22 protein-coding genes are annotated in these 25,738 nt (G+C 70.8%); 9 read left to right on the top strand and 13 right to left on the bottom strand.

What is annotated here, in order from left to right:
- The 4 genes from RDU12_RS01370 to RDU12_RS01355 form a co-directional block, all read right to left on the bottom strand.
- Positions 1-523, bottom strand: a 523-nt coding sequence (locus RDU12_RS01370; protein ID WP_308683992.1) for a response regulator, incomplete at its 3' end; no start/stop codon positions are given.
- Between the two features lie 9 nt (positions 524-532).
- Positions 533-2,830, bottom strand: coding sequence for a PAS domain-containing sensor histidine kinase (locus RDU12_RS01365; protein WP_300292297.1), 2,298 nt, complete (start codon positions 2,828-2,830; stop codon positions 533-535).
- Positions 2,827-3,879, bottom strand: a complete 1,053-nt coding sequence (dusB, locus tag RDU12_RS01360; RefSeq protein WP_308683991.1) for a tRNA dihydrouridine synthase DusB — start codon at positions 3,877-3,879, stop codon at positions 2,827-2,829. The genes RDU12_RS01365 and dusB overlap by 4 nt, the downstream gene beginning before the upstream one ends.
- A 50-nt stretch (positions 3,880-3,929) precedes the next feature.
- Positions 3,930-4,349, bottom strand: coding sequence for an MAPEG family protein (locus tag RDU12_RS01355; protein WP_308683990.1), 420 nt, complete (start codon positions 4,347-4,349; stop codon positions 3,930-3,932).
- A gap of 111 nt (positions 4,350-4,460) precedes the next feature.
- Between RDU12_RS01355 and RDU12_RS01350 the strand changes: the two genes are divergently transcribed.
- Positions 4,461-5,597 (top strand): bifunctional 2-C-methyl-D-erythritol 4-phosphate cytidylyltransferase/2-C-methyl-D-erythritol 2,4-cyclodiphosphate synthase, encoded by a 1,137-nt coding sequence (locus tag RDU12_RS01350; protein ID WP_308683989.1) that lies wholly within the window; start codon positions 4,461-4,463, stop codon positions 5,595-5,597.
- Between the two features lies 1 nt (position 5,598).
- Here the strand turns inward: RDU12_RS01350 and RDU12_RS01345 are convergent, their stop codons facing one another.
- Complete coding sequence (locus RDU12_RS01345; RefSeq protein WP_300291017.1) at positions 5,599-7,920, bottom strand: fused MFS/spermidine synthase; 2,322 nt, start codon at positions 7,918-7,920, stop codon at positions 5,599-5,601.
- A gap of 82 nt (positions 7,921-8,002) precedes the next feature.
- Here RDU12_RS01345 and RDU12_RS01340 point away from each other — a divergent pair, with 82 nt between their 5' ends.
- Both RDU12_RS01340 and RDU12_RS01335 read left to right on the top strand, forming a co-directional pair.
- Positions 8,003-8,494 carry a CinA family protein gene (locus RDU12_RS01340; protein ID WP_300291019.1) on the top strand — a complete coding sequence of 164 codons (492 nt, stop codon included), beginning with the start codon at positions 8,003-8,005 and terminating at the stop codon, positions 8,492-8,494.
- Entirely contained in the window at positions 8,491-8,721 is a 231-nt protein-coding gene (locus RDU12_RS01335; RefSeq protein ID WP_300291021.1) for a sulfurtransferase TusA family protein, read from the top strand. The genes RDU12_RS01340 and RDU12_RS01335 overlap by 4 nt, the downstream gene beginning before the upstream one ends.
- On the opposite strand, the gene RDU12_RS01330 is transcribed toward RDU12_RS01335, so the two are convergent.
- Positions 8,684-9,532: a YihY/virulence factor BrkB family protein gene (locus tag RDU12_RS01330; RefSeq protein ID WP_374990176.1), complete on the bottom strand. Its 849-nt coding sequence runs from the start codon at positions 9,530-9,532 to the stop codon at positions 8,684-8,686. The genes RDU12_RS01335 and RDU12_RS01330 overlap by 38 nt on opposite strands.
- A 260-nt stretch (positions 9,533-9,792) precedes the next feature.
- Here RDU12_RS01330 and RDU12_RS01325 point away from each other — a divergent pair, with 260 nt between their 5' ends.
- Genes RDU12_RS01325 through RDU12_RS01315 form a run of 3 tightly spaced genes read left to right on the top strand, consistent with a single transcriptional unit; the run spans position 9,793 to position 12,502 of the window.
- Entirely contained in the window at positions 9,793-11,106 is a 1,314-nt protein-coding gene (locus RDU12_RS01325; RefSeq protein ID WP_308683988.1) for a diguanylate cyclase domain-containing protein, read from the top strand.
- Positions 11,107-11,161: 55 nt separating this feature from the next.
- A complete protein-coding gene (locus tag RDU12_RS01320; protein ID WP_300291763.1) occupies positions 11,162-11,758 on the top strand; it encodes a winged helix-turn-helix domain-containing protein in 597 nt (198 codons plus the stop codon).
- Positions 11,759-11,761: 3 nt separating this feature from the next.
- Entirely contained in the window at positions 11,762-12,502 is a 741-nt protein-coding gene (locus RDU12_RS01315) for an SRPBCC domain-containing protein (protein WP_300291762.1), read from the top strand.
- Positions 12,503-12,509: 7 nt separating this feature from the next.
- On the opposite strand, the gene RDU12_RS01310 is transcribed toward RDU12_RS01315, so the two are convergent.
- Genes RDU12_RS01310 through RDU12_RS01300 form a run of 3 tightly spaced genes read right to left on the bottom strand, consistent with a single transcriptional unit; the run spans position 12,510 to position 16,724 of the window.
- Positions 12,510-12,995, bottom strand: coding sequence for a GNAT family N-acetyltransferase (locus RDU12_RS01310; protein ID WP_300291760.1), 486 nt, complete (start codon positions 12,993-12,995; stop codon positions 12,510-12,512).
- Position 12,996: 1 nt separating this feature from the next.
- The gene (mfd, locus tag RDU12_RS01305; RefSeq protein WP_308683987.1) at positions 12,997-16,452 is read right to left on the bottom strand and encodes a transcription-repair coupling factor; all 3,456 of its coding nucleotides are present in this window, start codon (positions 16,450-16,452) and stop codon (positions 12,997-12,999) included.
- Complete coding sequence (locus RDU12_RS01300; protein ID WP_308683986.1) at positions 16,452-16,724, bottom strand: succinate dehydrogenase assembly factor 2; 273 nt, start codon at positions 16,722-16,724, stop codon at positions 16,452-16,454. Before RDU12_RS01300 ends, mfd begins: the two co-directional genes overlap by 1 nt.
- Before the next feature lie 167 nt (positions 16,725-16,891).
- On the opposite strand from RDU12_RS01300, the gene recG reads away from it, so the two are divergent.
- On the top strand, positions 16,892-18,979 hold the full coding sequence (recG, locus tag RDU12_RS01295) for an ATP-dependent DNA helicase RecG (protein WP_308683985.1): 2,088 nt from the start codon (positions 16,892-16,894) through the stop codon (positions 18,977-18,979).
- Here recG and RDU12_RS01290 read toward each other — a convergent pair.
- From RDU12_RS01290 to kdsA, 4 genes are read right to left on the bottom strand one after another with little or no spacing between them, the layout of a single operon-like run.
- On the bottom strand, positions 18,976-20,082 hold the full coding sequence (locus tag RDU12_RS01290) for a DUF3089 domain-containing protein (RefSeq protein WP_300292323.1): 1,107 nt from the start codon (positions 20,080-20,082) through the stop codon (positions 18,976-18,978). The genes recG and RDU12_RS01290 overlap by 4 nt on opposite strands.
- Complete coding sequence (rfaD, locus tag RDU12_RS01285) at positions 20,079-21,080, bottom strand: ADP-glyceromanno-heptose 6-epimerase (protein ID WP_300292322.1); 1,002 nt, start codon at positions 21,078-21,080, stop codon at positions 20,079-20,081. Before rfaD ends, RDU12_RS01290 begins: the two co-directional genes overlap by 4 nt.
- Complete coding sequence (gene rfaE2, locus RDU12_RS01280) at positions 21,077-22,531, bottom strand: D-glycero-beta-D-manno-heptose 1-phosphate adenylyltransferase (RefSeq protein ID WP_308683984.1); 1,455 nt, start codon at positions 22,529-22,531, stop codon at positions 21,077-21,079. The genes rfaD and rfaE2 overlap by 4 nt, the downstream gene beginning before the upstream one ends.
- Before the next feature lie 18 nt (positions 22,532-22,549).
- Positions 22,550-23,413 (bottom strand): 3-deoxy-8-phosphooctulonate synthase, encoded by an 864-nt coding sequence (kdsA, locus tag RDU12_RS01275; protein ID WP_300293315.1) that lies wholly within the window; start codon positions 23,411-23,413, stop codon positions 22,550-22,552.
- A gap of 111 nt (positions 23,414-23,524) precedes the next feature.
- Between kdsA and RDU12_RS01270 the strand changes: the two genes are divergently transcribed.
- Together RDU12_RS01270 and RDU12_RS01265 are read left to right on the top strand one after the other, a co-directional pair.
- On the top strand, positions 23,525-24,982 hold the full coding sequence (locus RDU12_RS01270) for a deoxyribodipyrimidine photo-lyase (RefSeq protein WP_308683983.1): 1,458 nt from the start codon (positions 23,525-23,527) through the stop codon (positions 24,980-24,982).
- 32 nt (positions 24,983-25,014) lie between these two features.
- A partial coding sequence (locus tag RDU12_RS01265; RefSeq protein ID WP_308683982.1) for a class I SAM-dependent methyltransferase occupies positions 25,015-25,738 on the top strand: 724 nt, incomplete at its 3' end.

Below are 25,738 nucleotides of genomic sequence, written 5' to 3'. Positions count from 1 at the left end.
GCGGCCCCGAGATCAGCACCCGGCTGTTGGCGGGCGCGACCTTGGCGATGGTGCCGCGCAGCGCCTGGGCCGCGGCCGACTTGCCGATGAAGCCGGTCGGCGCCGCGACCTGGGCCCGCAGCCGGCGGTTCTCCCGCTTCAGCGAGGTGGCTTCCAGCGCGCGCTGAACAACGACGACCAACCGATCGGATTTGAAGGGCTTTTCGATGAAGTCATAGGCGCCGCGCTGCAGGGCGGTGACGGCGGTTTCGATATTGCCGTGGCCGGAGATCATCACCACGGGCAGGTCCGGGTCGAGCTCCTTGATGACGTCGAGCAACTGCAGTCCGTCGAGGCCGCCGCCCTGCATCCAGATGTCGAGCAGCGCCAGCGACGGCTTGCGCGCCCGGATCGCCGCCAGCGCCTCGTCGGAGTTGGCGGCCACCCGCACCGCATGGCCCTCGTCCTCGAGCAGGCCGGAGACCAACTCGCGGATGTCGGCCTCGTCGTCGACGACCAGAATATCGGCTCCCGTGGATCGCATATCGCCTCGCTATTCGTCGGCCGTGACGGTCGAGGGCAGGGTTGCTTTCGCATCCCTGCCGCCGGCCGCGGCCGCTTGCCTTGGGGATTTCAGGGGAAAGATCAGGCAGACGCGGGCGCCTGAAAGCTGCTCGGCGTCGGCCAGCCTCAGTTCGCCGCCATGCTCCTCGCAGATGCGTTTGACGATCGCCAGGCCGAGCCCGGTGCCCTTCTCGCGCGTCGTCACATAGGGTTCGGTCAGGCGGTCGCGATCCTTGGCCGGAAGGCCGACGCCGTCGTCCTCCACGATGAAGGTGACCTGATCGTCCGCGACCTCGAGACGCGCGCTCACGCCCGACCGCTTTCCATCTCCCGCCCTCGGCGCGATCGCCCGGCGCGCCGCCACCGCCTCGCCGGCGTTCTTGAGGATGTTGGTCAGGGCCTGGCCGACCATCCGGCCATCGGCGTGCAGGACGACCTTCGGCAGCGGCTCGATCAGCTCGACGCCGATATCGGGGGCCGCCACCCGCTGGGCGAACACTGCTTCCCGCAGCAGTTCCGCCGGGTTTTCGGCGGTGAAGCGCGGCGCGGGCATGCGCGCGAAGGACGAGAATTCGTCGACCATCCGGCCGATGTCGCCGACCTGGCGGATGATGGTCTCGGTGCAGCGGTCGAACACCTCGACGTCGTCGCCGACCTGTTTGCGATAACGGCGGCGCAGCCGCTCGGCCGACAGCTGGATCGGCGTCAGGGGGTTCTTGATCTCATGGGCGATGCGCCGCGCGACGTCGCGCCAGGCGGCGTTGCGCTGGGCCGTGACCAGCCGGGTGATGTCGTCGAACGTCAGCACCATCTCGCCGCCGACGCCGCCCTCGATCCGCACCCGCAGCCGCCGTGTCTCGCCATCCCGGCTGACGTCGATCTCCTCCTCGATGTGAGCCTCGGCCCGCCCGGCCAGTTCGCCCAGTTCCGGCGCCGCCTTCGCCAGGGGGCGTCCGATGATCTCGGCGCCGGCCGTCAGCCCGAGAAGCTCCACCGCGCTGTCGTTGATGGCCGAGACCCGGCGCTGCTTGTCGACGCCGATCACCCCGGCGGACACGCCCGACAGCACCGTTTCAATGAAGACGGTCCGGCCCGTCGCCTCCTCCTTGGCGGTTCTCAGGGCCGCCTGCTGGGCCTCGAGATCTCCGGTCATGCGATTGAAGGCCGCGGTCAGGGTCTTGATCTCGCCCGGCCCTTCGTCGCCCTCGACCCGGGCGCTCAGGTCCCCGCCGGCGACCCGGTCTGCGGCCTCCACCAGCCGTCCGATGGGCGCCGAAATCGAGGTCGCCGCCGCCATGCCCAGCCATATGGCGCCGACCAGCACCAGCAGGGCGGTCTCGATGTAGCTGAGGGCGAAGGCCGCCTGGATGCGGTCGCGGCTCTCGCGGGCTTCCCGATAGGCGACGATGGACTGCTCGGCGGAGGCCAGTTGGTCGAACAGACCCGGCTGCAATGGTCGGACCACATAGAGGTAGGCGTCTCCATAGGCCGGAAAGGCCGCCAGACCCCTGACCGCGTCGGGATTCCGCGTCGGCTGCTGTACCGACGGCTCCTCGCCCGCCGCGGCTTCTTCGAGCGCGGCGGAAGAAGGAGCCATATAGGGCGGCGCATTGGGTCCCTCGCCACTTGCCAGGACCGCGCCGTCCGCACCGATGATGTAGATGGCCGGATAGCCGAACAGTTGTCCGACCTGGGCCAGGGCGTCCGAGAACTGGATCGGATTGCCGAACAGCGGGCGGATGCCCTCCAGCTGTTCGGAGATGACGGCGAGGTCGCCATCGATCTCGGCGGACACGTCGCTCGTGTAGGCCCGACCGATATTGGCGCCGTTGTCGACAGCCCCCTTCACGTTGTCGCTGAACCACTGATCGACGCCACGGTTGACCAGCACGCCGAAAACCAGGGCGATGAGCACCGCCGGCACCAGGGCGACCAGCGAGAACAAGGTCACAAACCGAAGATGCAATCGCGCGCCGGCGTGGGTCCGTTGCTGGAACAACAGGAACACCCGTCGCCCGACGACGAGGGCGAGCGCGCCGATCAGCAGCAGATTGACCCCGAGAATGATCAATACGGCCTGGCTGGCCATGACCCGGGCGCCCTCGCCGCTGGAACCCGGAGCGACGGCGACCAGCCAGATCGCCGCGACGGTGATCAGGAAGGCGATGGTGTAGGCGATCAGGAAGGTGTTGCGGCGGCGCTCTTCGGACCAGCCGGCGAACCAGCGCGCCGGTCCCCGGAGGGAGGCGGCGTCGGGTCCGGCTGGAGTGGAAGGCGCGTCCGTCATGCGGCTCCAGCTTCGGCGAACTGTGGCCTGATATCAACAGCCGAGTTGCCGGAATGCGTCACTGACCGCCACAGCGCCGCCAGCGCGATCTCTACCTGCTCGGGCAAGTCGAGCCGGCACAGGCGCGCCTTGGCTGCGCGGCGCTCCCCCGCATCGGCGGGCCAGGGCGCCTGTTCGACGTACCAGCCGAGGTGTTTGCGGAACATCTTCAGCCCCAGCGGCATCCCGTAGAAGTCGACGGAGGCGCGCAGATGCTCGACGACGATGGCCAGGCGTTCCTCCATGCCCGGCTCCTCAAGCACCGTCCCGTCGGCCAGCGCCCGCTCCAGATGCGCCGCCAGCCATGGCCGGCCATAGACGCCCCGCCCGAGCATCAGGGCGTCGGCGCCGGATTGCGCCAGCGCCGCCCGGGCGTCTTCTGTCGTGAGGATGTCGCCGTTGACGATCACCGGCACGCCGACAGCCGCCTTGACCTCGCCGACGGCGCGCCAGTCGGCCACGCCGGTGTAGAACTGCTGGCGTGTGCGGCCGTGCACCGTCACCGCCTTGACCCCGAGGCCCTCGGCCCGCCGCGCCAGCTCGGGCGCGTTGCGGCTGGAGTCGTCCCAGCCCAGCCGCATCTTGACCGTGACCGGCCGACTGGTGGCCCCGACGGCCGCCTCGATCAGCCGACAGGCCAGATCCGGCGTCCGCATCAGGGCCGAGCCGCAGGCCGATCCGGTGACCTCCTTGGCCGGGCAGCCGAAATTCAGATCGATGATGTCGGCCCCGGCCCGTTCGGCCATGCGCGCGCCTTCCGCCATGGCGGCGGGATCGCGTCCGACCAGCTGGATCACCGTCAGGGGCAGCCCCTCCCCGACCGCCGCGCGACGCACAACGTCCGGCCGCGCCCGCGCCAGTTCGGCGGCGGCGACCATCTCGGTGGCGACATAGGCCGCGCCCAGCCGACAGGCCAGCCGCCGGAACGGAAGATCCGTAATCCCGGTCATGGGCGCGGTCAGCACCCGGCCGGGCACCCAAACGTCGCCGATCTGGAGGCCGTTACGCATGGCCCGGCAGATAGGGCTTTTGCGCCGCCCGGTCCAACCCTGCCGCCACTTCAGGTCAGGGCGAGCGCGGCTCGCAGGGCCAGAACGATCAGCACCACGCTGGCCGTCATGAAGACGGCGAAGCGTAGGACGATCACATTAACCAGCGCCTGGATCAGGCTGTGGACCACCCGCAGGGCCACATAGGCCCAGGCCAGCGCGAGATTGAGCCCGTCGCCCTGGCCCAGCAGCGCCAGGGTGAGGGCCGTGGCGTAGAACAGGGTCGGCTGCTCCATCAGGTGATTGTAGTTGTCGGCCTTCCATCGAACCCGGGGCGGCAGACCGCCCAGCATGACGTCCCGCGGCTGCGTCGGGTCCAGAGGCGTCCGGGCGCGGATCATGGCGGGCAACCGGGTTGCGTAGAGCCAGGCCCACATCACCATCGACCACAGCACCAGGGCCATGACCGGCTGCAGCATGGCATGGCTCATCGGCAGTCCTCCCACGGTCAAGCTGGCTCGCCCGGGGTCGGCTGTCAAACAGGATGAACCCATCGTTCCGGGCCCCTCGTCAGCGCCGCGCGGCATGGCTACAAGCGGGTCATGAGCTTCTGCGCCGTCATCGTCGCCGCCGGGACCGGCTCCCGCGCGGGCGGCCCCAAGCAATGGCGCGAACTGGGCGGCCGGCCCGTGTTGCGCTGGTCCGCCGAAGCCTTGCTGGCCGCTGGCGCGTCGGAACTGGCGGTGGTGGTGGCGCCCGGAGACGAAGCCCTCGCCGCGGAGGCGCTGGCCGGCCTGGACCGATGGTTCGCCGTCGCCGGCGGGGCCACGCGCGCGGCCTCGGTGCAGGCCGGTCTGAACGCCCTGACGGCCCCGCCGGACGCCAGGGTTCTGATCCATGACGCCGCCCGCCCCCTGCTGGACGCGGCGACCCTCGGCCGGGTCCTCGCCGCCCTGGACCGGCATCCGGCCGCCCTGCCGGTCCTGCCGGTGGCGGACAGCCTGCGCCGCGGCGTCGACGAGCTGATGGGCGAACCCGTCGACCGGGAAGGGCTCTGGCGGGCGCAGACCCCACAGGGATTTCGGCTCGGGGCCATCCGCGACGCCTATGCCGACTGGTCCGGCAGCGCCCCGCCGACCGACGATGTCGAGGTCGCCCGCGCCGCCGGCCACGCCGTGGCCATGGTGCCCGGCGACCCCCGCCTGATGAAGCTCACCTTCCCCGAGGATTTCGCCATGGCCGAGGCCCTGCTCCCGCGTCAGACCCGCGTCGGCCAAGGCTTCGACGCCCACCGCTGGGGTCCGGGTTCGTCGGTCTGGCTGTGCGGGGTCGAGATCGCCCACGACCAGACCCTGATCGGCCACTCCGACGCCGACGCCGGCCTGCACGCCCTGACCGACGCCCTGCTCGGCGCCATGGGCGACGGCGACATCGGCGATCACTTCCCCCCGACCGATCCGCAGTGGAAGGGCGCCGCCTCCGACCGCTTCCTGGTCCACGCCGTCGAGCGGCTGCACGCCCGCGGCGGCCGGCTGGTCAACGTCGACGTCACCCTGATCTGCGAGCGGCCGAAGGTTAAGCCGCACCGTCAGGCCATGCGCGAGCGGCTCGCCGCCCTGCTGTCGCTTCCGCTCGACGCGGTCAGCGTCAAGGCCACCACGACCGAGGCCATGGGCTTCACTGGCCGCGGCGAAGGTCTCGCCGCCCAGGCCGTCGCGACGATCGAGCTGCCGGCCTGACCTAGGGCCGTTCGGGCGGCGGCCGGAACGACCGCCACAGCGCCCCGAACAGGTTGACGTAGTCGTCCGTCCACGGCCGCACGTCCGTCTCGGGAACCTCGCGCCAATTGGGCTTGCCCCGGAAGTCGGCCAGGCCGCGCTCGGTGGGCGAGATCGCGACGGCCTCGGTCGACGCGATCGCCATCACCGGCAGCGAATTGTCCTCCACATACAGCCCGTGCAGCGCCGGCCGGCCCAAGGCCTTCGCCGCCGCGATCGTCGGCAGGACGATCTCGAGATTGCGGTTCGACAGGTGCAGCAGCACCACGCCCTCCGGCTTCAACAGCCGCAGATATCCCTCGATGGCCTCGACCGTCAGCAGGTGGGTCGGCACGGCGTCGGACGAGAAGGCGTCGACGATCAGCAGGTCGTAGCTTCCCGCCGGCTGGTCTTCGAGCGTAAGGCGCGCGTCGCCCAGGACGGTCCCCACCTCGCCGACGGCGCAGTCGGAGATGTAGGTGAACCACTGCGGATCGCGCGACATCCGGTCGACCATCGGGTCGATCTCGAAAAAGGTCAGCGAGTCCTCCGCGCGCTTGTAGGCCGCCATGGTTCCGGCCCCCTGCCCGACCACGCCGATCCGGGCGGGCCCCCGGGCCTGGACGATCTCCGCCGACTGTCCGATCGGCGTCAGCGGGTGATAGTACAGGGCCGGCTGGCAGTCGTAGCGGGGATCCCGCGCCTGGGCGCCGTGCCAGGTGGTCCCGTGCGTCAGTATATGGGTGTCGCCGCCCAGCTGTTCGTCCTGCTGGACCGCCACCCGCATGACGCCGAAGAAGCTGCGTTCCGAATAGCTGGCGTCGTACCCCCGGGCCACGAACTGGGCCGACAGGCCGATCATCAGCAGGGCGGCGGTGAAGGCCTGGGCCCGGTCGCGCATCAGGAAGGCGCAGACCACGGCCGGCCCGAGGATCAGCATGCACAAGGTCTGCAGCGGGAACAGCGGCAGCAGACGCCAAAGCGCTGCCCAGGCGCCCGGATCGCTGGTCATCCACCACGACAGGCCCGCCGCGGCGGCCGACAGCACGGCCACGGCCGCCAGCGCCCCGATCTCGTCGCCGCGCAGCCGCCGCCGGTCCCACGGCCGCGCCAGTCCCACCAGCACCAGCACCAGCGGGTATTCCCAAACCATGTTGAAGATCACCGGCGCCAGCAGGGCGGTGAAGGCGCCGCCGACGACCCCGCCGACCGACAGCAACAGATAGAACTCCGTCAGCCGGTCCGGCGGCGGCCGCCGGGAGGCCAGCATCTGGTGACACATCAGGGCGGCGAAGAAGAAGGCCAGGATGTGGACGACAAAGGCGATGCGGATGTCGAGCGTGCGGAAGGCCACGATCAGCACCACCATGGCCCCGAGCGCGCCCTGCACGACCAGGGTGACCGGCAGCGGGATCCATGGCCGAGTCTGGAAGGCGATGACGAAGGTCAGCAGATACAGCGCCAGCGGGATCACCCACAGGAACGGCGCCGAGGCGACGTCGGTCGAAAGGTGGGCGGTCACCCCCAGCATCAGGCTGGACGGCGCGGCGGCGAGCAGGATCAGGATGATCTTCTCGCGCCAGGCCATGGGCGGCGTCGCCGCCAGCTGCGCGGGCTCGGCCTCGCGGTCGATGCGGCGGCGCCAGACGACGTAGGCCAGCGCCGCGATCATCAGCAGGAAGGCCCAGTAGCCGCCCGTCCATCCCATCCTCTGCCCGAACAGATTGGTCAGCGGTTCGATCACGAACGGATAGGACAGCAGCGCCAGGAAGCTGCCCAAGTTGGAGGCGGCGTAGAGGACATAGGGGTTCTTGCCGTCGGGATAGCCGGCGCGCACCCGCGCGAACCAGGCCTGCAGCAGCGGCGCGGTGGCCGACAGCACGGCGAACGGCGCGCCGACCGACAGCGTCAGCGTCGCCAGCAGCCAGCCGATCGGCGCCGCCGGATCGGGGTCGCCCAGCCAGCCGTTGATCTGTAGCGGCAGGAACAGGGCGGCGAGCAACAGCAGCGCCAGATGCACCGCCACCTGCAGCTTGATCGAGGCGATCCGCTGCAGCAGGTGCGCATAGAGGTACCCGCCCAGCAGCGCCGCCTGGAAGAACACCATCGCCGTGTTCCACACCGCCGGCGACCCGCCCAGCATGGGCAGGACCAGTTTGGTGACCATCGGCTGGACCACGAACACCAGCGAGGCGGAGGTGAAGATGGCTGCCGCGAACAGCAGCGGCGTCAATCGGTCCGTCGGTCGGACCGGCGGCGCGGAGACGGTCGGGCCGAGGCCGGAGTCGCCTGTGGTGTCGCTCATGCCCGCCCCGTATGCTGGCGCCGCCCAAGGCGCATCGCGCAACCCTGGACCGACTCGCCGCCCCTTCGGAAGGCCCCGTTTGATGTTTCCCGACGATATCGAAGCCCTCGCCCGCAAGGTCGTCGAGGCGGCCTCGGCCCGAGGTCTGATGATCGCCGCGGCCGAGAGTTGCACCGGCGGCCTCGTCTCCGCCGCCCTGACCTCCGTGGCCGGCTCATCGGCCGTCGTCGAGCGCGGCTTCGTGACCTACAGCAACGCCGCCAAGAGCGAGCTCCTGGAAATCCCCGCCGCGCTGATCGAGCGTCACGGCGCCGTCTCCGAGGCCGTGGCGCGGGCCATGGCCGACGGCGCCCTGGCCTGTTCGTCGGCGCAGGTGTCCGTCGCGGTCACCGGCATCGCGGGGCCCGGCGGCGGATCGACGGGCAAGCCGGTTGGCCTCGTGCATTTCGCGGCGGCCGGCCCCGGCGGACTGATCCATGTCGAGCGCCGTTTCGGCGACATTGGCCGCGAGGCCGTCAGGCTCGACAGCGTTCGCGTGGCGCTCGAACTGTTGCTGGACCGGATCGGCGCATGATCGTCGACGCCCGCGGCCATCGCTGTCCGACCCCGAGTCTCAGGCTGCAGAAGGCCATGCGAATCGCGGCTCCGGCGACGCGTCTGACCCTGCTGGCGACCGATCCCATGGCGCGGATCGACGTGCCGCACCTGATGGCCGGCGCAGGCGGGCGCGTCCTCTCCATCGAGGAGACCGACGGCGTCCTGACTATCGAGGTCGAGACGCCCGCCGTTCCGACAGGCTGACCACGGACTCCGGAAGCGGATCGGCCGGCTCCAGCTCGGGCGCGCCGGCCGAACGCTGGACGATCTCCATCTCGGTGGCGAAGGCTCCGCCGTAGAAGATGGCGTTGACGTTCCACGACAGCCAGATCAACAGCACCACGATGGCGCCGACCGAGCCGTAGGTCGCGCCCAGCGGGGCGATCTGCTCGACATAGATGGCGCACAGCCAGGATGAGATGGTCGACATGATCGTCGCCAGCACCCCGCCGACGATGGCCGGAAACCAGGCCACGGGGGTCCGGTGCGACATGGCGTAGCGGTAGAGCATGGTCAGGCCGACCACGAGACCGAGGGCGGGCCAGAGACCCACCAGGGCCACGCCGCCGCCCTCGGCGGCCCCGCCGGGTCCCGTGTGCTCGAGCAGGCGCGAGGTCACCACGGCGCCCGAGACGACGGTGAACAGGGCGAAGGCGAACAGGGCGACGAAGAAGGCCAGCAGGTTGAATTTGAGGAAGCCGTGCGGCTCCGATTCGTCATGGATGAGGTTCAATCCGGCCAGCAATGCCTTGAATCCGCGGTGCGCCGCATAGCCGCCGATGATCAGGGCGAAGGCGCTCTGGGCCGAGACGGTGCGCGCCGAGGCGTTGGCCAGCCGGTCGATCTCGGTCATGAAGATGGCCCGCGCCGCGTGCGGCATGACGTCGGCCAGCGCCGCCGCCTGTTCGCTGACCTGGCCGATCGACAGCACCGCCTTGTAGAAGCCGATCAGGATGGCGATGGCGGGGAAGACAGCCAGCAGGGCGAAGAAGGATACGCCGCCCGTATAGAGCATGACGTCCCGGCCCCAGCTGCGTGAAAACGCCTTGACCGCCAGACGCCCCCAAAGCGCGGGCGTCGCCCAGCGCACAGCTTCGTCGATATCCGTCCTGGCCTGCAAACCGCTATCCTGTCCCGCCCGCGAAGCCGCCTCCTTTAACGCAATTCGCCGCCGGGGAAAGGAGGACGGCGGCGGTTGCCTCGCCACGGCGACCCTCGCTATGGTCCGCCGCCATGAGATCGCGGCCCCCGGGTGGGGCTGCTGGAGACATCGCCTTGACTTCCGATCCGCGCATTCTGGTCGTCGCTCGTGATGACGACCTGATCGGCCCCCTGTGCCAGGGGCTGGACACCCTGGGCTGGCGCACGGTCACGGCGCGATCGCTGGCCGGGGCCATACAGGTCCTGATCGACTGGCCGCTCGAGACGGTGATTCTCGACGCCCGCCTGCCCGACGCGGCCGAGGGCGTCGCCGCCCTGCGCCAGACCGTTTCGCCGCGCCGCCTGCCGGTCATGGCCATCGGACCCGGGGCGGCTGATTGGGCGCCGGGAATCGCCGATATCGCCATGTCGAGCGCGCCGCACGCCGCCCAGGCGGCGCTTCGGCTCGAGAATCTCGCCCGCGCCGCCATCGCCGAGGAAGAGGTCACGCTGCGCGAGGCGACCTTCGCGGCCCGGGGCGAGCCGCTGCCGCTCCCCGAGCCCGACGCCAGCCCGTTGCGGGTGCTGGCCGCCGGAAAGCCCGACCGTCACTTCCTCGCCCTTTCGAACGCCCTCGTCGCCCACGGCTGCGAGGTGGTGGCCGCGCCGACGCCCTACACCGCCTTCGACTATCTGCATGAGCGGCCGTTCGACGCCGCCGTCCTGTGGGGCGCCGAGGATCACGCCCCCGCCCTGTCGATCGCTTCCGGCATGAAGCGGAACACCCGCCTCTATCACATCCCGGCCGTGCTCTATCTGCGCGGCTCGGGCGAGATAAACCTTTCCGAGCTGTACAACCGCGGCTTCGCCGACGTCGCCGCCGCCGATACGCCCGAGGAAGAGACCGCCGACCGGATCGTCGCCCTGGCGCGTCACCATCGGCGGCATATCGCGATCCGCCGGGCGCTGGAGAGCGCGCGCGGATCGGGCCTGACCGATCCGGCCACGGGCCTGTTCACGCCCGAGCTGTTCGCCAGCCATCTGGCCCGGGTCGCGGAGGGCGCCCGCCAGCGCCGCCGCCCGCTGTCGGTCGTGGTCCTGCGGGTCTCGGAGACGCCCGCGGTGGTCGAGGCGCGCAAGGACGGCTGGCTGGACCGCGCCCTGCCCCAGATCGGGGCCATGGTGTCGCGCCTGATCCGCACCGAGGATACGGCGGCGCGTCTGTCGCCCGACGTCTTCGCCCTGGCCCTGCCCGCCACACGGGGCCCGGCCGGCCGGATTGCGGCCGATCGGATCGCCGCGGTGATCGGCTGCACCGCTTTCGACGCCGGCCCCGACCGCGCGCCCTTCGTGGTCGAGTTCGAGGTCGGGGTGGCCGAGGTCGCGCCCGGGGAGTCCCCGGCGACGGTGCTGGAGCGCGCCTCGGCGGACATCCGCGCCCGCGGCTAGGACGGGCCGGTGGCTCCATTTGACAACTAGAGTTGTCTAATGCACGGTCCGAGCTATGACGGCCCGTCCCTCCGCCCTGCTCGATGATCTGGACACCGCCCTGCTGGCGCTGGCCCCGATCCGCCGGCGCATCCTGACCGCGCTGTCCGAGCCGGCCTCGGCGGCCGGTCTGGCCGAACAGCTCGACATGCCGCGTCAGAAGATCGGCTACCATCTGCGCGCCCTGGAAGGGGCCGGCCTGGTCCAGCCCGCGGGCGAGCGACGCAAGCGGGGCTTCACCGAGCGGCTGTTCGTCGCCGCGCGAAACTACGTCTTCGACCCCGCCCTGATGCAGGCCCCGCCCGATCCCGACGCCGTCGACGCCCAGGATCGCCACGCCGCCGACCACCTGATCTCGACCGCCTCGACCATCGTCCGGGACGTCGCGCGGATGCGTCAGGACGCGGCCGCCGAGGGCGCGCGCCTGCTGACCCTGACGGTCGAGGCCGACGTCGTCTTCGCCACGCCCGCCGATTTCGACGCCTTCACCGAAGAGGTCAGCGCCGCCGTCGCCGCCCTCGCCCGCAAATACGCCGCGCCCTCGGGCCGCCGCTACCGCCTCACCGCCGCCGCCCATCCGGCGGTTCCCAAACCCGCGCCCGCCAGGAACTGAACGATGACCGAAGCCGCCGACCAGCCCACCGAAGACCATGTCCTCGTCGAGGTCACCGTCCCCGCGCCCGCCGACCTCGTCTGGGCCGCCCTGCGCGACCCGCAGCAGATCAAACAGTGGTTCGGCTGGGATGCCGACACCCTGAAGGACGAGATCGACTTCATCTTCGTCACCCATGCCGAGGCCGACGAGGCCGCCCGCACCGTCACCTTCGTCGGCGTCCCGGACCGCTACGAGGTCGAGGCGCGCGGCGACGGCAGTGTCGTCCGGGTGGTCCGCTCCGCCCCCGCGGGAACCGACTGGTCGGATGTCTTCGACGGCATGATCGAGGGCTGGATCTCCTTCACCTGGCAGCTGGCCTTCGCCCTCGCCCGCCATGGCCTCAAGCCGCGCCGCACGCTCTTCTTCTCCGGACCGCCGCGCGCCGACAGGCTCGGCCGCTCCCTGCTGGGCCTCGACGCCGCCCCGGCCGCCGGCGAGCCCTGGGCCGGGCCGATCGGTCCCGATGTCTCCGCGGGCGAGGTCTGGTTCACGGCCCGCCACCAGCTGGGCGTCACCGTGGATGCCTGGGGAGACGGCCTGCTGGTCGTCGTGGACCAGCCCCCGAACGACGACAAGCCGCGCGGCTCGACCATGCTGACCCTGACCACCTACGGCCTGTCGGACACGGCCCTCGCCGACCTCCAGGCCCGCTGGCAGACCTGGTGGGACGAACGCTTCGAGACCGTCGCTCCGGGCTGCTAGGCGGGAGTCAGAGCCCTCGGTGCATGACGTGCAGCCCGACCAGGCCCTCGGTCGGGTGGGCGAAGGCTTCCGGGACCGTGCCGACGACCCCGAAGCCCAGGGCCTTCCAGAGGCGCACGGCGGAGCGGTTCGTCTCGACCACGGCGTTGAATTGCATGGCGCGGTAGCCGTCCGCCTTCGCCCGGGCGATCACCGCCTCGCACAGCGCCCGGCCGACGCCGCGTCCCCGGGCGTCCGCCGCCACCATGAAGCTGGCCGTCGCCACATGGGATCCCGGCCCCATCTGGTTCGGCCCGGTCTTGGCCGTGCCCAGCACCCGCCCGGCCTCGACAGCCACCAGCGTCACGCCGGGCGGCGCCATCATCCACAGCGTCCGCCCGAGCGCCTCGTCGGCGTCCCGCGGATAGGTGAAGGTCTCACCCGCCCGCACGACCGCCTCCACGATCGGCCAGATTGTCGGCCAGTCCGCATCGCTCGCCGCCCGTATCTCCATCTCAGCCGGCCCCCGCCACCCGGGCGAGGTCGGCGGTGATGCGCTCGGCGACCTTCAGCCGCTCCTCCGGCGTGTCCCAGTCGCCCTTGACCACGATCTTCTGGTCCGGCCGGATCTTCCAGAAGGCGTGGTTCTTCTGGATCAGTCCGACCAGCCCCATCGGATTGGGGAACTCGTTGTTGCGCAGGGTCAGGACCGCGCCCTTGGGCCCGATGTCGATCCGCTCGATACAGGCCGTCTTGCAGTTGGCCTTGACCCCGACGATGCGCAGCAGCTGTTTCGCCTCGTCGGGCAGCGGGCCGAACCGGTCGATCAGCTCGGCCGCCAGGGCCTCGCGGGTCTCGGTGTTCTCGGCGTCCGACAGGCGGCGATACAGGCTCAGCCGCACGTTCAGGTCGGGCACATAGTCCTCGGGGATCAGCACCGCCGCGCCGACGTTGATGGCCGGCGACCAGCCGCGGTCGACGACCCCCCCGCCCTCGCCCGCCTGGCGCAGCTCGGCCACCGCGTCCTCCAGCATCTGCTGGTACAGCTCGACCCCGACCTCGCGGATGTGGCCCGACTGCTCGTCGCCCAGCAGATTGCCGCCGCCGCGCTGGTCGAGGTCGTGGCTGGCCAGCTGGAAGCCGGCCCCGAGGTTGTCCAGCGACTGCAGCACCTGCAGCCGCCGCTCGGCCGACAGGCTCATCGGCTTCTCCGGCGGCGTCGTCAGATAGGCGAAGGCGCGCGCCTTGGCCCGCCCGATCCGGCCGCGGATCTGGTGCAGCTGGGCGAGGCCGAACATGTCGGCCTTGTGCACGATCAGGGTGTTGGCCGTCGGCACGTCCAGTCCGGACTCGACGATGGTGGTCGACAGCAGCAGGTCGTAGCTGCCGTCGTAGAAGGCGCTCATCACGTCTTCCAGCTGGGTCGGGGACATCTGGCCGTGGCCGACCACGAATTTGATCTCGGGCACCTGCTCGCGGAGGAATTTCTCGATGTCCGGCAGGTCGCTGAGGCGCGGCACCACATAGTAGGCCTGCCCGCCGCGGTATTTCTCGCGCAGCAGGGCTTCGCGGACCAGCACCGGGTCCCACGGCGTCACATAGGTCCGCACCGCCAGACGATCGACGGGCGGGGTGGCGATGATCGACATCTCGCGGATGCCCGACAGCGCCATCTGCAGCGTTCGCGGGATGGGCGTCGCGGTCAGGGTCAGCAGGTGGACGTCGGCGCGCAGGGACTTCAGCTTCTCCTTGTGCTTGACGCCGAAATGCTGCTCTTCGTCAACGATAACAAGGCCGAGGTCCTTGAACCCGACCTGATCGCTCAGCACCGCGTGGGTGCCGACGACGATCTCGAACGATCCATCCTTCAGCCCCGCCCGCGTCTCGGCCGCGTCCCGGGCCGTCACCATCCGCGACAGGTGGCGGACCTTGACCGGCCAGCCGGCGAACCGCTCGCTGAAGGTCTTGAAATGCTGCCGCGCCAGCAGGGTGGTCGGACAGACGATGGCCACCTGCTGGCCCGTCATGGCCACCACGAAGGCCGCCCGCAGCGCCACCTCGGTCTTGCCGAAGCCGACGTCGCCGCAGATCAGCCGGTCCATCGGCGTGCCCTTGCCGAGGTCCTCCAGCACGTCGCCAATGGCGGCCAGCTGGTCGTCGGTCTCCTCATAGGGGAAGCGGGCGCAGAATTCATCGAACAGACCATGCGGCGGCGTGATCGGGTCGGACGTCCGCAGGCTGCGCTTGGCCGCCAGGGCGATCAGCCCCTCGGCCATGTCGCGCAGCCGGGCCTTGGCCTTGGCCTTGCGCGCCTGCCAGCCCGCCCCGCCAAGGCGGTCCAGCTGCACCCCGTCGGACTCGCTGCCGTAGCGGGTCAGCAGGTCGATGTTTTCAACCGGCAGGTACAGCTTGCTCTCGCCGGCGTAGAGCAGCTCGAGGCAGTCATGCGGGGCCTGCTGGATGTCGAGCGTCTTCAGCCCCTCGTAGCGGCCGATGCCGTGGTCGAGGTGGACCACCAGGTCGCCGGTCGTCAGCGCCGAGGCCTCGGCGAGGAAGTTCGAGGCCCGCCGCTTCTTCTTCGGCCGCGCCAGCCGGTCGCCGAGGATGTCGGTCTCGGAGATGACGGCGATGTCGTCGGTCTCGAACCCGTGCTCCACCGGCAGGACGCCGCGCAGGTACAGATCCTTCGGCGCCGTCTGGACGTCGGCCCAGTCGCGCACCGCCACCACATGCTCCAGTCCGTGGTCGGCCAGCATCGAGGCCAGCCGCTCGGACGAGCCTTCGGTCCAGGAGGCGAACAGCACCCGCTTGCCCGCCGCCTTGATCGCCTGGGCGTGCCGCGCCACCGCCTCGAACAGGTTGACGCTGTCCTGGGCCCGCTCGGCCGCGAAGCTGCGCCCCAGCCGCCCGCCCGCGTCGTCGGCCGGACCGTGGAACGGCGACAGCCGCCTGACCCACCGTCCCGCCAGGGCGCTGTTCCAGTCGGCCTCCGGCAGATACAGCCGCTCGGGCGGCAGGGCGCGATAGGCCGCGCCGCCCTTGCCCATCGCCGCATCGCGCCGGGCGTCCCAGGCGTCCTTCGTCAGCGTCCAGCGCTCGGCCCGCGCCGCCTCGACCTGGTTGTCCAGGAACAGCCGCGCATCGTCGGGCAGGTAGTCGAACAGGGTCTCCAGCCGCTCGTAGAGCAGCGGCAGCCAGTGCTCCATGCCCTGACGGCGCGCGCCCTCGCTGACGGCGGCGTACAGCGGGTCGTCGCCCGCCGCCCCGAACAGCGCCAGATAGCCGGTGCGGAAACGCGAGATGCTGTCGGCGTCCAGCAGCGCTTCCGACACCGGTGCCAGCGACACGTCGCGCAACTGGCCGGTCGAGCGCTGGGTGGCCGGGTCGAAGGTGCGGATCGATTCCAGCTCGGAGCCGAACATGTCCAGCCGCACCGGCTCCTCGAAGCCGGGGGGATAGACGTCGATGACCCCGCCGCGCACGGCGAACTCGCCTTTCTCCGAGACGGTCGAGGCGCGCATATAGCCGTTGGCCGAGAAATACCGCTCCAGCGCCGCCGTATCCAGATCCAGCCCGACCGTGGTCTCGAACCCGGCGCCGCAGGTCACCTCGCGCGGCGGCGTCCGCTGCGTCGCCGCTCCGACGGTCGTCACCACCAGTAGCGGACGGCGGTCGCCCGGCTCGCGCCCGGCCAGCCGGGTCAGGGCCGCCATCCGCTCGGCCGACACCGACGAGGTCGGGCTCAGCCGGTCATAGGGCAGGCAGTCCCAGGCCGGAAACTCCACCAGTTCAATATCATTGGCGAAAAAGCGGAACGCCTGAACGAACTCGCCCATGCGCGCGTAGTCGCGGGCCACGAAGACGCCGACGCCGCCGTCCGACCTCAACCGTTCGGCCACGGTCAGGGCGTCCAGCCCCTCCGGCGCCCCGCCCAGCGCCTGATCGTCGCGTTTCGAGACCACGGCGTCCATCAGCCGGCCCCCTCCGCCACCGCTGCGGCGACGTGATCGCGCATGAAGGCCCGGATCTTCGCCATCACCGGCGTGTCGTGCGCGGCCGGCGTCGGCTCGGTCCCGATGATCCAGGCGTACAGTTGATGGTCGTCGTCCTGCGCCAGCAGGGCCTCCAGCGCGTCGAGGTCCGCCCCGTCCAGCGTCGGCCCGATCTGGTCCACGAACGGACCCAGAACCAGGTCGGCCTCGCGGAAGCCCCGCCGCCATGCCCGGAAGGCGATGCGGCCCAATCTCTCTTTCAGGCGTGCGTCGGTATCGGCCACAAGCGTCCTTGCCCGTTGAAAATCGTGAGAAGCGCCCTCAAGCGGCAAGCCGCCACGCGGCGAGCGCAGGGCGCTTCAATGAAGTGCGGTCAGATAGCGTTCCAGACGCGCTTTCGCCAGCTATGCTGTCGCCAATGCGGCCGCCGAGTCTTTTTCCCCTGTTCGCCGAGGTGTCCACCCTGAAGGGCGTGGGGCCCAGAATCCTGCCGCTCGTACAGAAGCTGGCCGGGCCGCTGGTGCGCGACCTGCTGTTCCTGTCGCCCTCCGGCCTGATCATCCGCCGGCCGATGACGGCCACGACCGCGGTCGAAGGTCAGGTCGGCGTGTTCGAGGTCGTCATCGACCGCCTGCTTGTGCCCGGCAAGCCCGGCGTGCCGATCAAGGTCCGTGCTGTCGACGAGACCGGCTTCGTGCACCTGATCTGGTTCGGCGGCTCGGCCCAGCACATCGACCGCCTGCTCCCGAAGGGCGAGCGCCGGCTGGTTTCCGGCAAGGTCGAGCGCTTCAACAACGAGGTCCAGATCGTCCATCCGGACGTCTTCACCCCGGCCCAGGCCGGCGACATCGCCGCCGTCGAGCCGGTCTATCCGGCCACCCAGGGTCTGAGCTCCCGCGTCATCCGCAAGCTGATCCAGGGAGCCCTCGAACACGCTCCCGAGCTGCCGGAATGGCAGGACCCGGCCTGGCTGGCCAAACGGCGCTGGCCGGGCTGGCGCGCGGCCCTTGAAGCCCTGCACGCGCCGACCTGCGAACCCGAGCTGGAGCCCGACGCCCCGGCCCGGCAGCGGCTGGCCTATGACGAACTGCTGGCCCATCAGCTGGCGCTGGCCCGCCGTCGCCGCGCCCGCCAGATCACCCCGGGCCCGGCCATCACGCCCGGCGAGGCGTCGGCTCGGGTGCTGGACGCCCTGCCCTTCGATCTGACCGGGGCCCAGGTCCAGGCCCTCGCCGAGATCCGCCGCGACCTCGCCTCGGGCGAACAGATGGGCCGGCTGCTGCAGGGCGACGTCGGCTCCGGCAAGACGGCCGTGGCGGCCCTCGCCCTCGCCGACGCCGCCGCCTCCGGCTTCCAGTCCGCCCTGATGGCCCCGACCGAGATCCTCGCCCGTCAGCACTGGCAGCGTCTCGCGCCCATGCTGGAGGCCGCCGGCGTCCCCACCGTCCTGCTCACCGGTCGCGACACCCCGGCCGAGCGGCGGGTCCGGTTGGCGGCGCTTGCCTCGGGCGAGGCCTGGGTCGCCATCGGCACCCACGCCCTGTTCCAGGACGCCGTCCGCTTCGATCGCCTGGCCCTGGCGGTGATCGACGAACAGCATCGCTTCGGCGTCAACGAACGCCAGCGGCTGCAGGCCAAGGGCGACCCGCGCATCGGCGGCGTTCACCTGCTGACCATGTCAGCCACGCCCATCCCGCGCACCCTCGAACTGACCCAGTACGGCGAACTGGAGGTGTCGCGCCTGACGGAGAAGCCGCCCGGCCGCACGCCGGTGACGACCGCTGTGGTGCCGCTGGCCCGCATCGGCGAGGTGGCCAAACGCCTGAAGGCCGCGCTCGACAGCGGCGCACAGGCCTACTGGATCTGCCCGCTGGTGGCCGAGAGCGAGGCCTCGGACCTCGCCGCCGCCGAGGCCCGCGCCGCTGACCTGCGCCGGATCATGGGGGTCGATGTCGGCCTCGCCCACGGCCAGATGCCCGGCGCCGAGCGCGAGGCGGTGATGGCCGACTTCGCCGACGGCCGCCTGCCCCTGCTGGTCGCGACGACCGTGGTCGAGGTCGGCGTCGACGTTCCCAACGCCTCGATCATGGTCATCGAGCACGCCGACCGCTTCGGCCTGGCCCAGCTGCACCAGCTGCGCGGGAGGGTCGGGCGCGGCACGGCGGCCAGCACCTGCCTGCTGCTGTACGGCGGCGGCGACGACGGCCTCGGCGAGACCGCGCGCGTCCGGCTGGAAACCCTGCGCCGCACCGAGGACGGTTTCGAGATCGCCGAGGAGGATTTCCGCCTGCGCGGCGGCGGCGATCCGCTGGGGCTGAAACAGAGCGGCTTCCCCGCCTATCGCTTCGCCGATCCGATCCGCCACCGCGAGCTGTTGCTGGCGGCCGCCGACGACGCCCGTCTGGTGCTGGGCCGCGATCCGGACCTGACCTCTCCCCGGGGGGAAGCGGTCCAGGTGCTGGAGGCCCTGTTCGACTGGCGAAACGACCGACCCGGGATCGACTAGGACCCGCGTTGCGCCGCCCAGGCCGCCAGCCGCGCCGCTGCGTCGGCTTCAAGATCACCGTAGAAGAGATTGTAGGGACGAGACTTTCTCCGATCGGCCCAACTGCCGGCCTGGCGGAAGGACTCCCTGTCAGGCTCGCTGTAGCGCAGCAGGCCGTCGCGGCACTGGGTGGCGACCTCACGCGCCAGCAGGGCCGGGTGCGCGCCCCATTCCAGACCCGTCGCATTGGTGGCGCCCCGGTTCAGACGGGCGGCCGCCGGCGCTGTCGAGGTCGAACCGGTCACTGGATTGACGCACAGGGCCTCGCGCCGCCCGAGCTCGACGAGCCGTCCCCGACCATCCCAGACCAGGGCGCGCCGGAGCCGTCGCCGCGCGGCCCCGTCATTGCCTTCGCTGACAGGGGAATAGCCGACGACGCAACCGGTCTGGTCGCGGCGCTCACAGGCGGGAATGCTAGGCGAAAGCCCATCGACGGGCGTCACGACGTCCATCAGATAGGCGGCGACCAGCCGCTGGCGCAGCGCCGGATCGACCGCCACCCGCTCGCGCAGCAGCCGCTCGACCAGTTCGCCGCCCTGCTCCACCCCGGCCAGGACGATCGGTCCCTCCGGGTGGCGGGCGATCCAGGTTTCGAAGGCCGCGGCGACATCACGCCAGGCGAAGGCCCGCGCCTCGCGCGCGTCGTCCCTCAGGGTCAGGCGGGTGTAGAGGCTGCCCTGCCGGTAGCGCGGCGCGCTGACCGCCCCCAGGCGCGCGAACGGTCCCGCATAGTTCGGCAGCACCACCTGCCTCAGATAGGCGTCGGCCTTGGGATCGCCGACCGGCCCGTTCCACTCCCGCCCGCCGTCATAGGTGGTCGAATGGACGAACAACACGGCCGCGGGCCCGGCGTCCGGCGCGCGCGCCTCGCTCATCGCCCAGGCGTCCGCGCGGGAATAGTTCGGAGCCGGGGGCGGCTGGTAGGTCTGGAAGGGCACCTGCGGGTCGAGGCCGGCTCTCAGGATATCTCCGCGCCACACCGCCACGGCCGCCGTCAGCAGGAAGACCAGCGCAAAGCCGGTCCACCCGAGCCACTGTCGGACGGTCAGGCCCGATTTGATCATCGATACGGGTCCGCCGTGGCCAGGAAGTCCTGGACATAGCGCCGGACCCCCTCCTCCAGCGGCGTCGACTGCCCGCCAAAGCCGGCGGCGCGAACGCGCTCCATCCGGGCCTCGGTGAAATACTGGTACTTGTCGCGGATGGTCTCGGGCGTATCGACGTACTCGACCCGGGGCGTCTTGCCGGCCGCCGTGAACGCGGCGTTGGCCAGATCGAGGAAGGACCGGGCCTGCCCGGAGCCGGCGTTGAACACGCCCGACACCGCCGGGGTCTCCAGCAGCCAGTCGACCATATCGACCACGTCGTCGACGAAGACGAAGTCGCGCATCTGGCCGCCGTCGGCGTAGGCGGGATTGTGCGACCGGAACAGGGTGACCGGCTCATCGGCCTCGATCTTCGGCCAGATTTGGGCCACGACCGACTTCATCCCGCCCTTGTGGTACTCGTTCGGCCCATAGACATTGAAGAATTTCAGGCCCGCCCACTGGCTCGGCGACTGGCCCCGGTCCGACTGCCGCGCCGCATACTGGTCGAACAGCATTTTCGAATAACCATAGGCGTTTAGCGGCCTCAGCGAAGCCAGCCCCTCAAGACTGTCGTCATCCTCGAACCCCTGCTCTCCGTCGCCGTAGGTGGCCGCCGAGGAAGCGTAGACCATTCGGGCGTCTCGCAGGGCGCACCAGTCCCACAGGTCGCGCGACAGCGTGAAATTGGTCCGAAGGATCAGGTCCGCGTCAGGCTCCGTCGTCGACGAGATCGCCCCCATGTGCACCACGGCCTCGATCCGCTCGGCGTGACGCTCCAGCTGTTCGAACATCTCCTCCGGCTGCCAGAAGTCGGCGATCGGATGTTTGGCGAGGTTCTTCCACTTGCCCAGGGCGGCGTCTTCCAGCCGGTCGCACACGACCACGTCGCGCCGGTCTTCCGCACACAGCCGGGCGACGATGTTGGAGCCGATGAAGCCGGCCCCGCCGGTGACCACGATCATGCGCCGGCTCATTGGTCGTCCTTCATCTTTTGGATGGTGCGGGTGGTGGAATAGCCGTCCTCGAAGGTCGCCAGCTTCACCCCCCCGCCCCAGCTCTCCACCAGGTCGCCCCCGACCACGCCTTCGCGGCTGTAGTCCGCGCCCTTGATCAGCACGTCGGGCCGCAGCCGTTCAATCAGCGCCAGCGGCGTCGGCTCGTCGAACGAGGTGACCCGGTCGACGCTGGCCAGGCCGCCGATGACAACCGCCCGGCTGTCGAGATCGTTGATCGGCCGCCCCTCGCCCTTCAACCGCCGCACCGAGGCGTCGGTGTTCAGCGCCACCACCAGCCGGTCGCACCAGCCGCGGGCCTGGGCCAGATAGGCGACGTGGCCGCGGTGCAGGATGTCGAAACAGCCGTTGGTGAAGCCGACCTTCAGCCCCTGTCGCTTCCAGCCCTCGACCACATGCGCCAGTTCCTCCAGCGCCATGACCTTGGCGTGGGCGCCGGCCGCATGCTGGCTCATTTCGGCGTCGATCAGTTCGGCCGGGGTCACCACGGCCGTGCCCGCCTTGCCGACCACCACGCCCGAGGCGAGGATGGCGAACTCCACCGCCGTCTCCAGCGACGCCCCCGCCCCCAGCGCCAGCCCCAGGGCCGCCAGGCTGGTGTCGCCGGCGCCCGAGACGTCGAACACCTCGCGGGCCCGGCCGGGGAAATGCTTCGCCGCCTCGCCGCGCCGCATCAGGCTCATGCCCTTGCCGGCGCGGGTGACCACGATGGCCTTCGCCGTCGTGGCGTGCAGAAGCGCCTTCAGCGCCGCCTCGACCTCCGCGTCCGTCTCGACCGGCAGCCCCGTCGCCGCCGCCAGTTCGCTGGCGTTGGGCTTGATCAGATCGACCGCCCCGTAGCGGGCGAAATCGCGGCCCTTGGGGTCCACCACCACCGGCGCCCCGGTCGCCTCCGCCGCCGACAGGGCCTGGGCGATGACCAGATCGCTCACCACGCCTTTCGCGTAGTCTGACAGCAAGAACACGGAAGACCCGGAAAAGGCGGCCGTCTCGTCCGCCAGAAGGGCCGCCGCCTCCTCGTCCAGGCGCAGCAGTTGCTGTCCGGCCGCCACGAACCGCGTCTTGACGATCGTGGCTACCCCGGCCCGGCGCTCGACCGCGCTCTCGACGCCGGTTTCAGCCGCGATCAGGGCCGCCAGCTCGTCGCCGGCCGGATCCTGCCCCGCGACTGCGCCCAGCCGCGCCACGCCGCCCAGCGCCGCCACGTTGCGCGCCACATTGCCGACGCCGCCGGGCATGGCCGTCGTCCGTCGCGCCTGCAGCACCGGGATCGGCGCCTCCGGCGAGACCCGGCTGACCTCGCCATAGACGTAGCGGTCCAGCATCAGGTCGCCGACGCAGGCGACCCTGACCCCGCGGATCTGCTCCAGCAGGGCCTGCAATTGTCCGAGATCCAGCGTCCGTTCAGCCATCCCCTTGGCCTATCGGATTCAGGCGGCTTTCGCCATCCGCGCCTTGGTCAGGTCGTCATAGGCGATCAGGTCGGCCGCGAGCGCCTCGAACTGGTCCAGCGGCACCATGTTCGGACCGTCCGACGGCGCATTGTCGGGGTCCTGGTGCGTCTCCATGAACACCGCGTCCACGCCCACGGCCACGGCGGCGCGCGCCAGCACCGGCACGAACTCGCGCTGGCCGCCCGAGGACGTCCCCTGCCCGCCCGGCTGCTGCACCGAATGGGTGGCGTCGAACACCACGGGACAGCCGATCTCGCGCAGGATCGGCAGCGCCCGCATGTCAGACACCAAGGTGTTGTAGCCGAAGCTGGCCCCGCGCTCGCAGGCCATGACGTTCGGATTGCCGGCCCCGACCACCTTGGCGATGACGTTCTTCATGTCCCAGGGGGCGAGAAACTGGCCCTTCTTGACGTTGATGACCTTGCCCGTCGCGGCGGCGGCCAGCAGCAGGTCGGTCTGGCGCGACAGGAAGGCCGGGATCTGCAGCACGTCCACGGCCTCGGCGGCGATGCGGCAGTGCTCCTCGGTGTGGACGTCGGTCAGCACCGGCAGGCCCGTGACCTCGCGGATCTCGGCGAAGATCGGCAGCGACCCCTCCAGACCGAAGCCGCGCGCGGCGGTGGCCGAGGTGCGGTTGGCCTTGTCGAAACTGGTCTTGTAGATGACGCCGACGTTCAGCCGCTCGCCGATCTCCTTCAGGGCGTGAGCCATTTCCAGCGCATGCTGCCGGCTCTCCAGCTGGCACGGCCCGGCGATGAAGACGATGCGCTGGCCGCCGCCGATGCTGACGGGGCGCTTCAGCCCGTCCTTGATGTCGATGATGGCGTTGGGTTTGGACACGGCGGAATTCCCGGAATTGCGGCTTGGCGACGCGCGGCCCTTGCCGCACCTATGCGGCGATCAGGTGGCGTGAGACAGCGTGGTCCGCAAGCTATCACGGAGCCTGACCGCATGACCACCAGACCGACGCCCGTGATCCTGTGGTTCCGCCAGGACCTTCGCCTCGCCGATAATCCGGCCCTCGACAAGGCGATCCGGACCGGCCGGCCGATCGTGCCCGTCTACATTCTCGATGACGGCCCGGCCGTCCGTGCCATCGGCGCGGCTTCGCGCTGGTGGCTGGACGGCTCGCTCCGGGCCCTCGACGGCGCCCTGGCCGAACGGGGCGCGCGTCTGATCCTGCGCCGAGGCGATTCGGAGGCCGAACTGGGCCGCCTGATCGATGAGACCGGGGCCGATGCGGTGTTCATGAACCGCCGCTTCGAGCCGGACGCCTTCTCCCATGACGCCGACATCGCCCACGCCCTGAAGGCCGACGGAGTCGAGTGCCACGGCTGCAACGGGTCCCTGCTGGCCCGCCCCGGCGCGGTGCGGACGGGCTCGGGCGGGCCCTACCGGGTCTTCACCCCCTTCCTGAAGGCTCTGCTGGAGACCGCGACGCCGCCGTCGCCCCGGCCCGCCCCCGCCGCGATCGAGGCTGTTGCCGGACTGGCGAGCGACGCCCTCGACGACTGGGCCCTGCGCCCGACGGCGCCCGACTGGGCCGGCGGGTTCGACTGGACGCCTGGCGAGGCCGGAGCAGCGACCGCCCTGGCGACCTTCGTCGAGCGCGGGCTGAAGACCTACGCCCGGGGCCGCGACCATCCGGCCGAGCCGGCGGTCAGCCGCCTGTCGCCCCACCTGCACTGGGGCGAGATCCATCCGTGGCGGGCGGCGGAGGCGGCGCGGCGCGCGGCGGCCGACGGCCGGATCCCCCCGGCCGAGGCGGAGAAGTTCGTCGCGGAACTGGGCTGGCGCGATTTCTCGGCCCAGCTGCTGCACCATTTCCCGCAGATGACCGATACGGCCTTCCGGCCCGAGTACGACCGCATGCCGTGGCGTGAGGACCCCGCCGGTCTCGAGACCTGGAAGCGCGGCCGCACCGGCTATCCGATCGTCGACGCCGGCATGCGCGAGCTCTCGGCCACAGGCTGGATGCACAACCGCGTGCGCATGATCGTCGCCTCCTTCCTGGTCAAGGATCTGCTGATCGACTGGCGCGTCGGCGAGGCCTGGTTCTGGGACACCCTGGTCGACGCCGACCTGGCCAGCAACGTCCAGAACTGGCAGTGGGTGGCCGGCTCCGGGGCCGACGCCTCGCCCTGGTTCCGCATCTTCAATCCGGTCAGCCAGGGTCAGAAGTTCGACCCCGACGGCCGCTATGTCCGCCGCTGGGTCCCCGAGCTGACGCGCCTGCCCGACCGCTGGCTTCACGCCCCGTGGACCGCCCCGGCGGAGGTTCTGCGGGACGCGGGAATTCGCCTTGGCCGCCACTATCCCGAGCCGGTCGTCGACCACGCCGCGGCCCGCGCCCGGGCCCTGGAGGCGCTCCGTTCGCTCGCCGAGACCGGCCCGGAGAGCGGGGATTGACGAGCCGCCCCGTCCGACCCCACCTTGACCGCATGACGTCGGTCACCGCCGAGCGCCACGAGGCCGCCTCCCGCACGCCGCGCGGGTTCGGCCTGCTGTTGCGCCTGCTGGCCTCGAACTGGACCGTCGGGCGCCTGACCGTGCGCCTCCCGGGCGGCGCCTGCCACCTGCTGGAAGGCAGTCAGGATGGCCCTTCCGCCACCCTCGACATCCGCGACTACCGCTTCGCCGGCCGCGTCCTGGCGTCCGGCGATATCGGCTTCGCCGAGGGCTATATGGCCGGCGAGTGGGAAACGCCGCATCTCGCCACCCTGATTGAGGCCTTGGCGCGCAACAGCGCCTACATCCGCCGCCTAATGGTCGGCAATCCGGTCATGAAGGCCGTCCACTGGCTGACGCACCGGATGAACCGCAACAGCCGCTCGGGCTCGCGCAAGAACATTCACGCCCACTACGACATCGGCAACGCCTTCTACGCCGCCTGGCTCGACCCCTCGATGACCTATTCCTCGGCGCGCTTCACCCGCGCCGGCATGGCGCTCGAGGCCGCCCAGCGCGAGAAATACGCCGCCCTCGCCCGCACCATGGACCTTCAGCACGGCCAGTCGGTGCTCGAGATCGGCTGCGGCTGGGGCGGGTTCGCCGAATTCGCGGCGAAGGAGGTCGGGGCCCGGGTCACCGGCATCACCATCTCGCGGGAACAGTACGATTTCGCCCGCCAGCGGATGTTCAACGCCGGCCTGTCCGAAAAGGCCG

The sequence above is a fragment of the Brevundimonas sp. genome (assembly GCF_031082345.1).
Classification (GTDB): Bacteria; Pseudomonadota; Alphaproteobacteria; order Caulobacterales; family Caulobacteraceae; genus Brevundimonas.
Note: the sequence above shows the minus strand (reverse complement) of the source record. Positions and strands in the feature narration are given on the sequence as shown.

Coding starts and splice junctions, on each gene's coding strand:
- RDU12_RS01315 (WP_300291762.1), top strand. CDS start 11,762: ATGACCGAAGCCGCCGACCAGCCCACCGAAGACCATGTCCTCGTCGAG.
- RDU12_RS01355 (WP_308683990.1), bottom strand. CDS start 4,349: ATGAGCCATGCCATGCTGCAGCCGGTCATGGCCCTGGTGCTGTGGTCG.
- RDU12_RS01330 (WP_374990176.1), bottom strand. CDS start 9,532: ATGCTCTATACGGGCGGCGTATCCTTCTTCGCCCTGCTGGCTGTCTTC.
- mfd (WP_308683987.1), bottom strand. CDS start 16,452: ATGGACGCCGTGGTCTCGAAACGCGACGATCAGGCGCTGGGCGGGGCG.
- recG (WP_308683985.1), top strand. CDS start 16,892: ATGCGGCCGCCGAGTCTTTTTCCCCTGTTCGCCGAGGTGTCCACCCTG.
- dusB (WP_308683991.1), bottom strand. CDS start 3,879: ATGCGTAACGGCCTCCAGATCGGCGACGTTTGGGTGCCCGGCCGGGTG.
- RDU12_RS01290 (WP_300292323.1), bottom strand. CDS start 20,082: ATGATCAAATCGGGCCTGACCGTCCGACAGTGGCTCGGGTGGACCGGC.
- RDU12_RS01350 (WP_308683989.1), top strand. CDS start 4,461: ATGAGCTTCTGCGCCGTCATCGTCGCCGCCGGGACCGGCTCCCGCGCG.
- RDU12_RS01365 (WP_300292297.1), bottom strand. CDS start 2,830: ATGACGGACGCGCCTTCCACTCCAGCCGGACCCGACGCCGCCTCCCTC.
- RDU12_RS01335 (WP_300291021.1), top strand. CDS start 8,491: ATGATCGTCGACGCCCGCGGCCATCGCTGTCCGACCCCGAGTCTCAGG.
- RDU12_RS01310 (WP_300291760.1), bottom strand. CDS start 12,995: ATGGAGATACGGGCGGCGAGCGATGCGGACTGGCCGACAATCTGGCCG.
- RDU12_RS01320 (WP_300291763.1), top strand. CDS start 11,162: ATGACGGCCCGTCCCTCCGCCCTGCTCGATGATCTGGACACCGCCCTG.
- RDU12_RS01345 (WP_300291017.1), bottom strand. CDS start 7,920: ATGAGCGACACCACAGGCGACTCCGGCCTCGGCCCGACCGTCTCCGCG.
- RDU12_RS01270 (WP_308683983.1), top strand. CDS start 23,525: ATGACCACCAGACCGACGCCCGTGATCCTGTGGTTCCGCCAGGACCTT.
- rfaE2 (WP_308683984.1), bottom strand. CDS start 22,531: ATGGCTGAACGGACGCTGGATCTCGGACAATTGCAGGCCCTGCTGGAG.
- RDU12_RS01340 (WP_300291019.1), top strand. CDS start 8,003: ATGTTTCCCGACGATATCGAAGCCCTCGCCCGCAAGGTCGTCGAGGCG.
- rfaD (WP_300292322.1), bottom strand. CDS start 21,080: ATGAGCCGGCGCATGATCGTGGTCACCGGCGGGGCCGGCTTCATCGGC.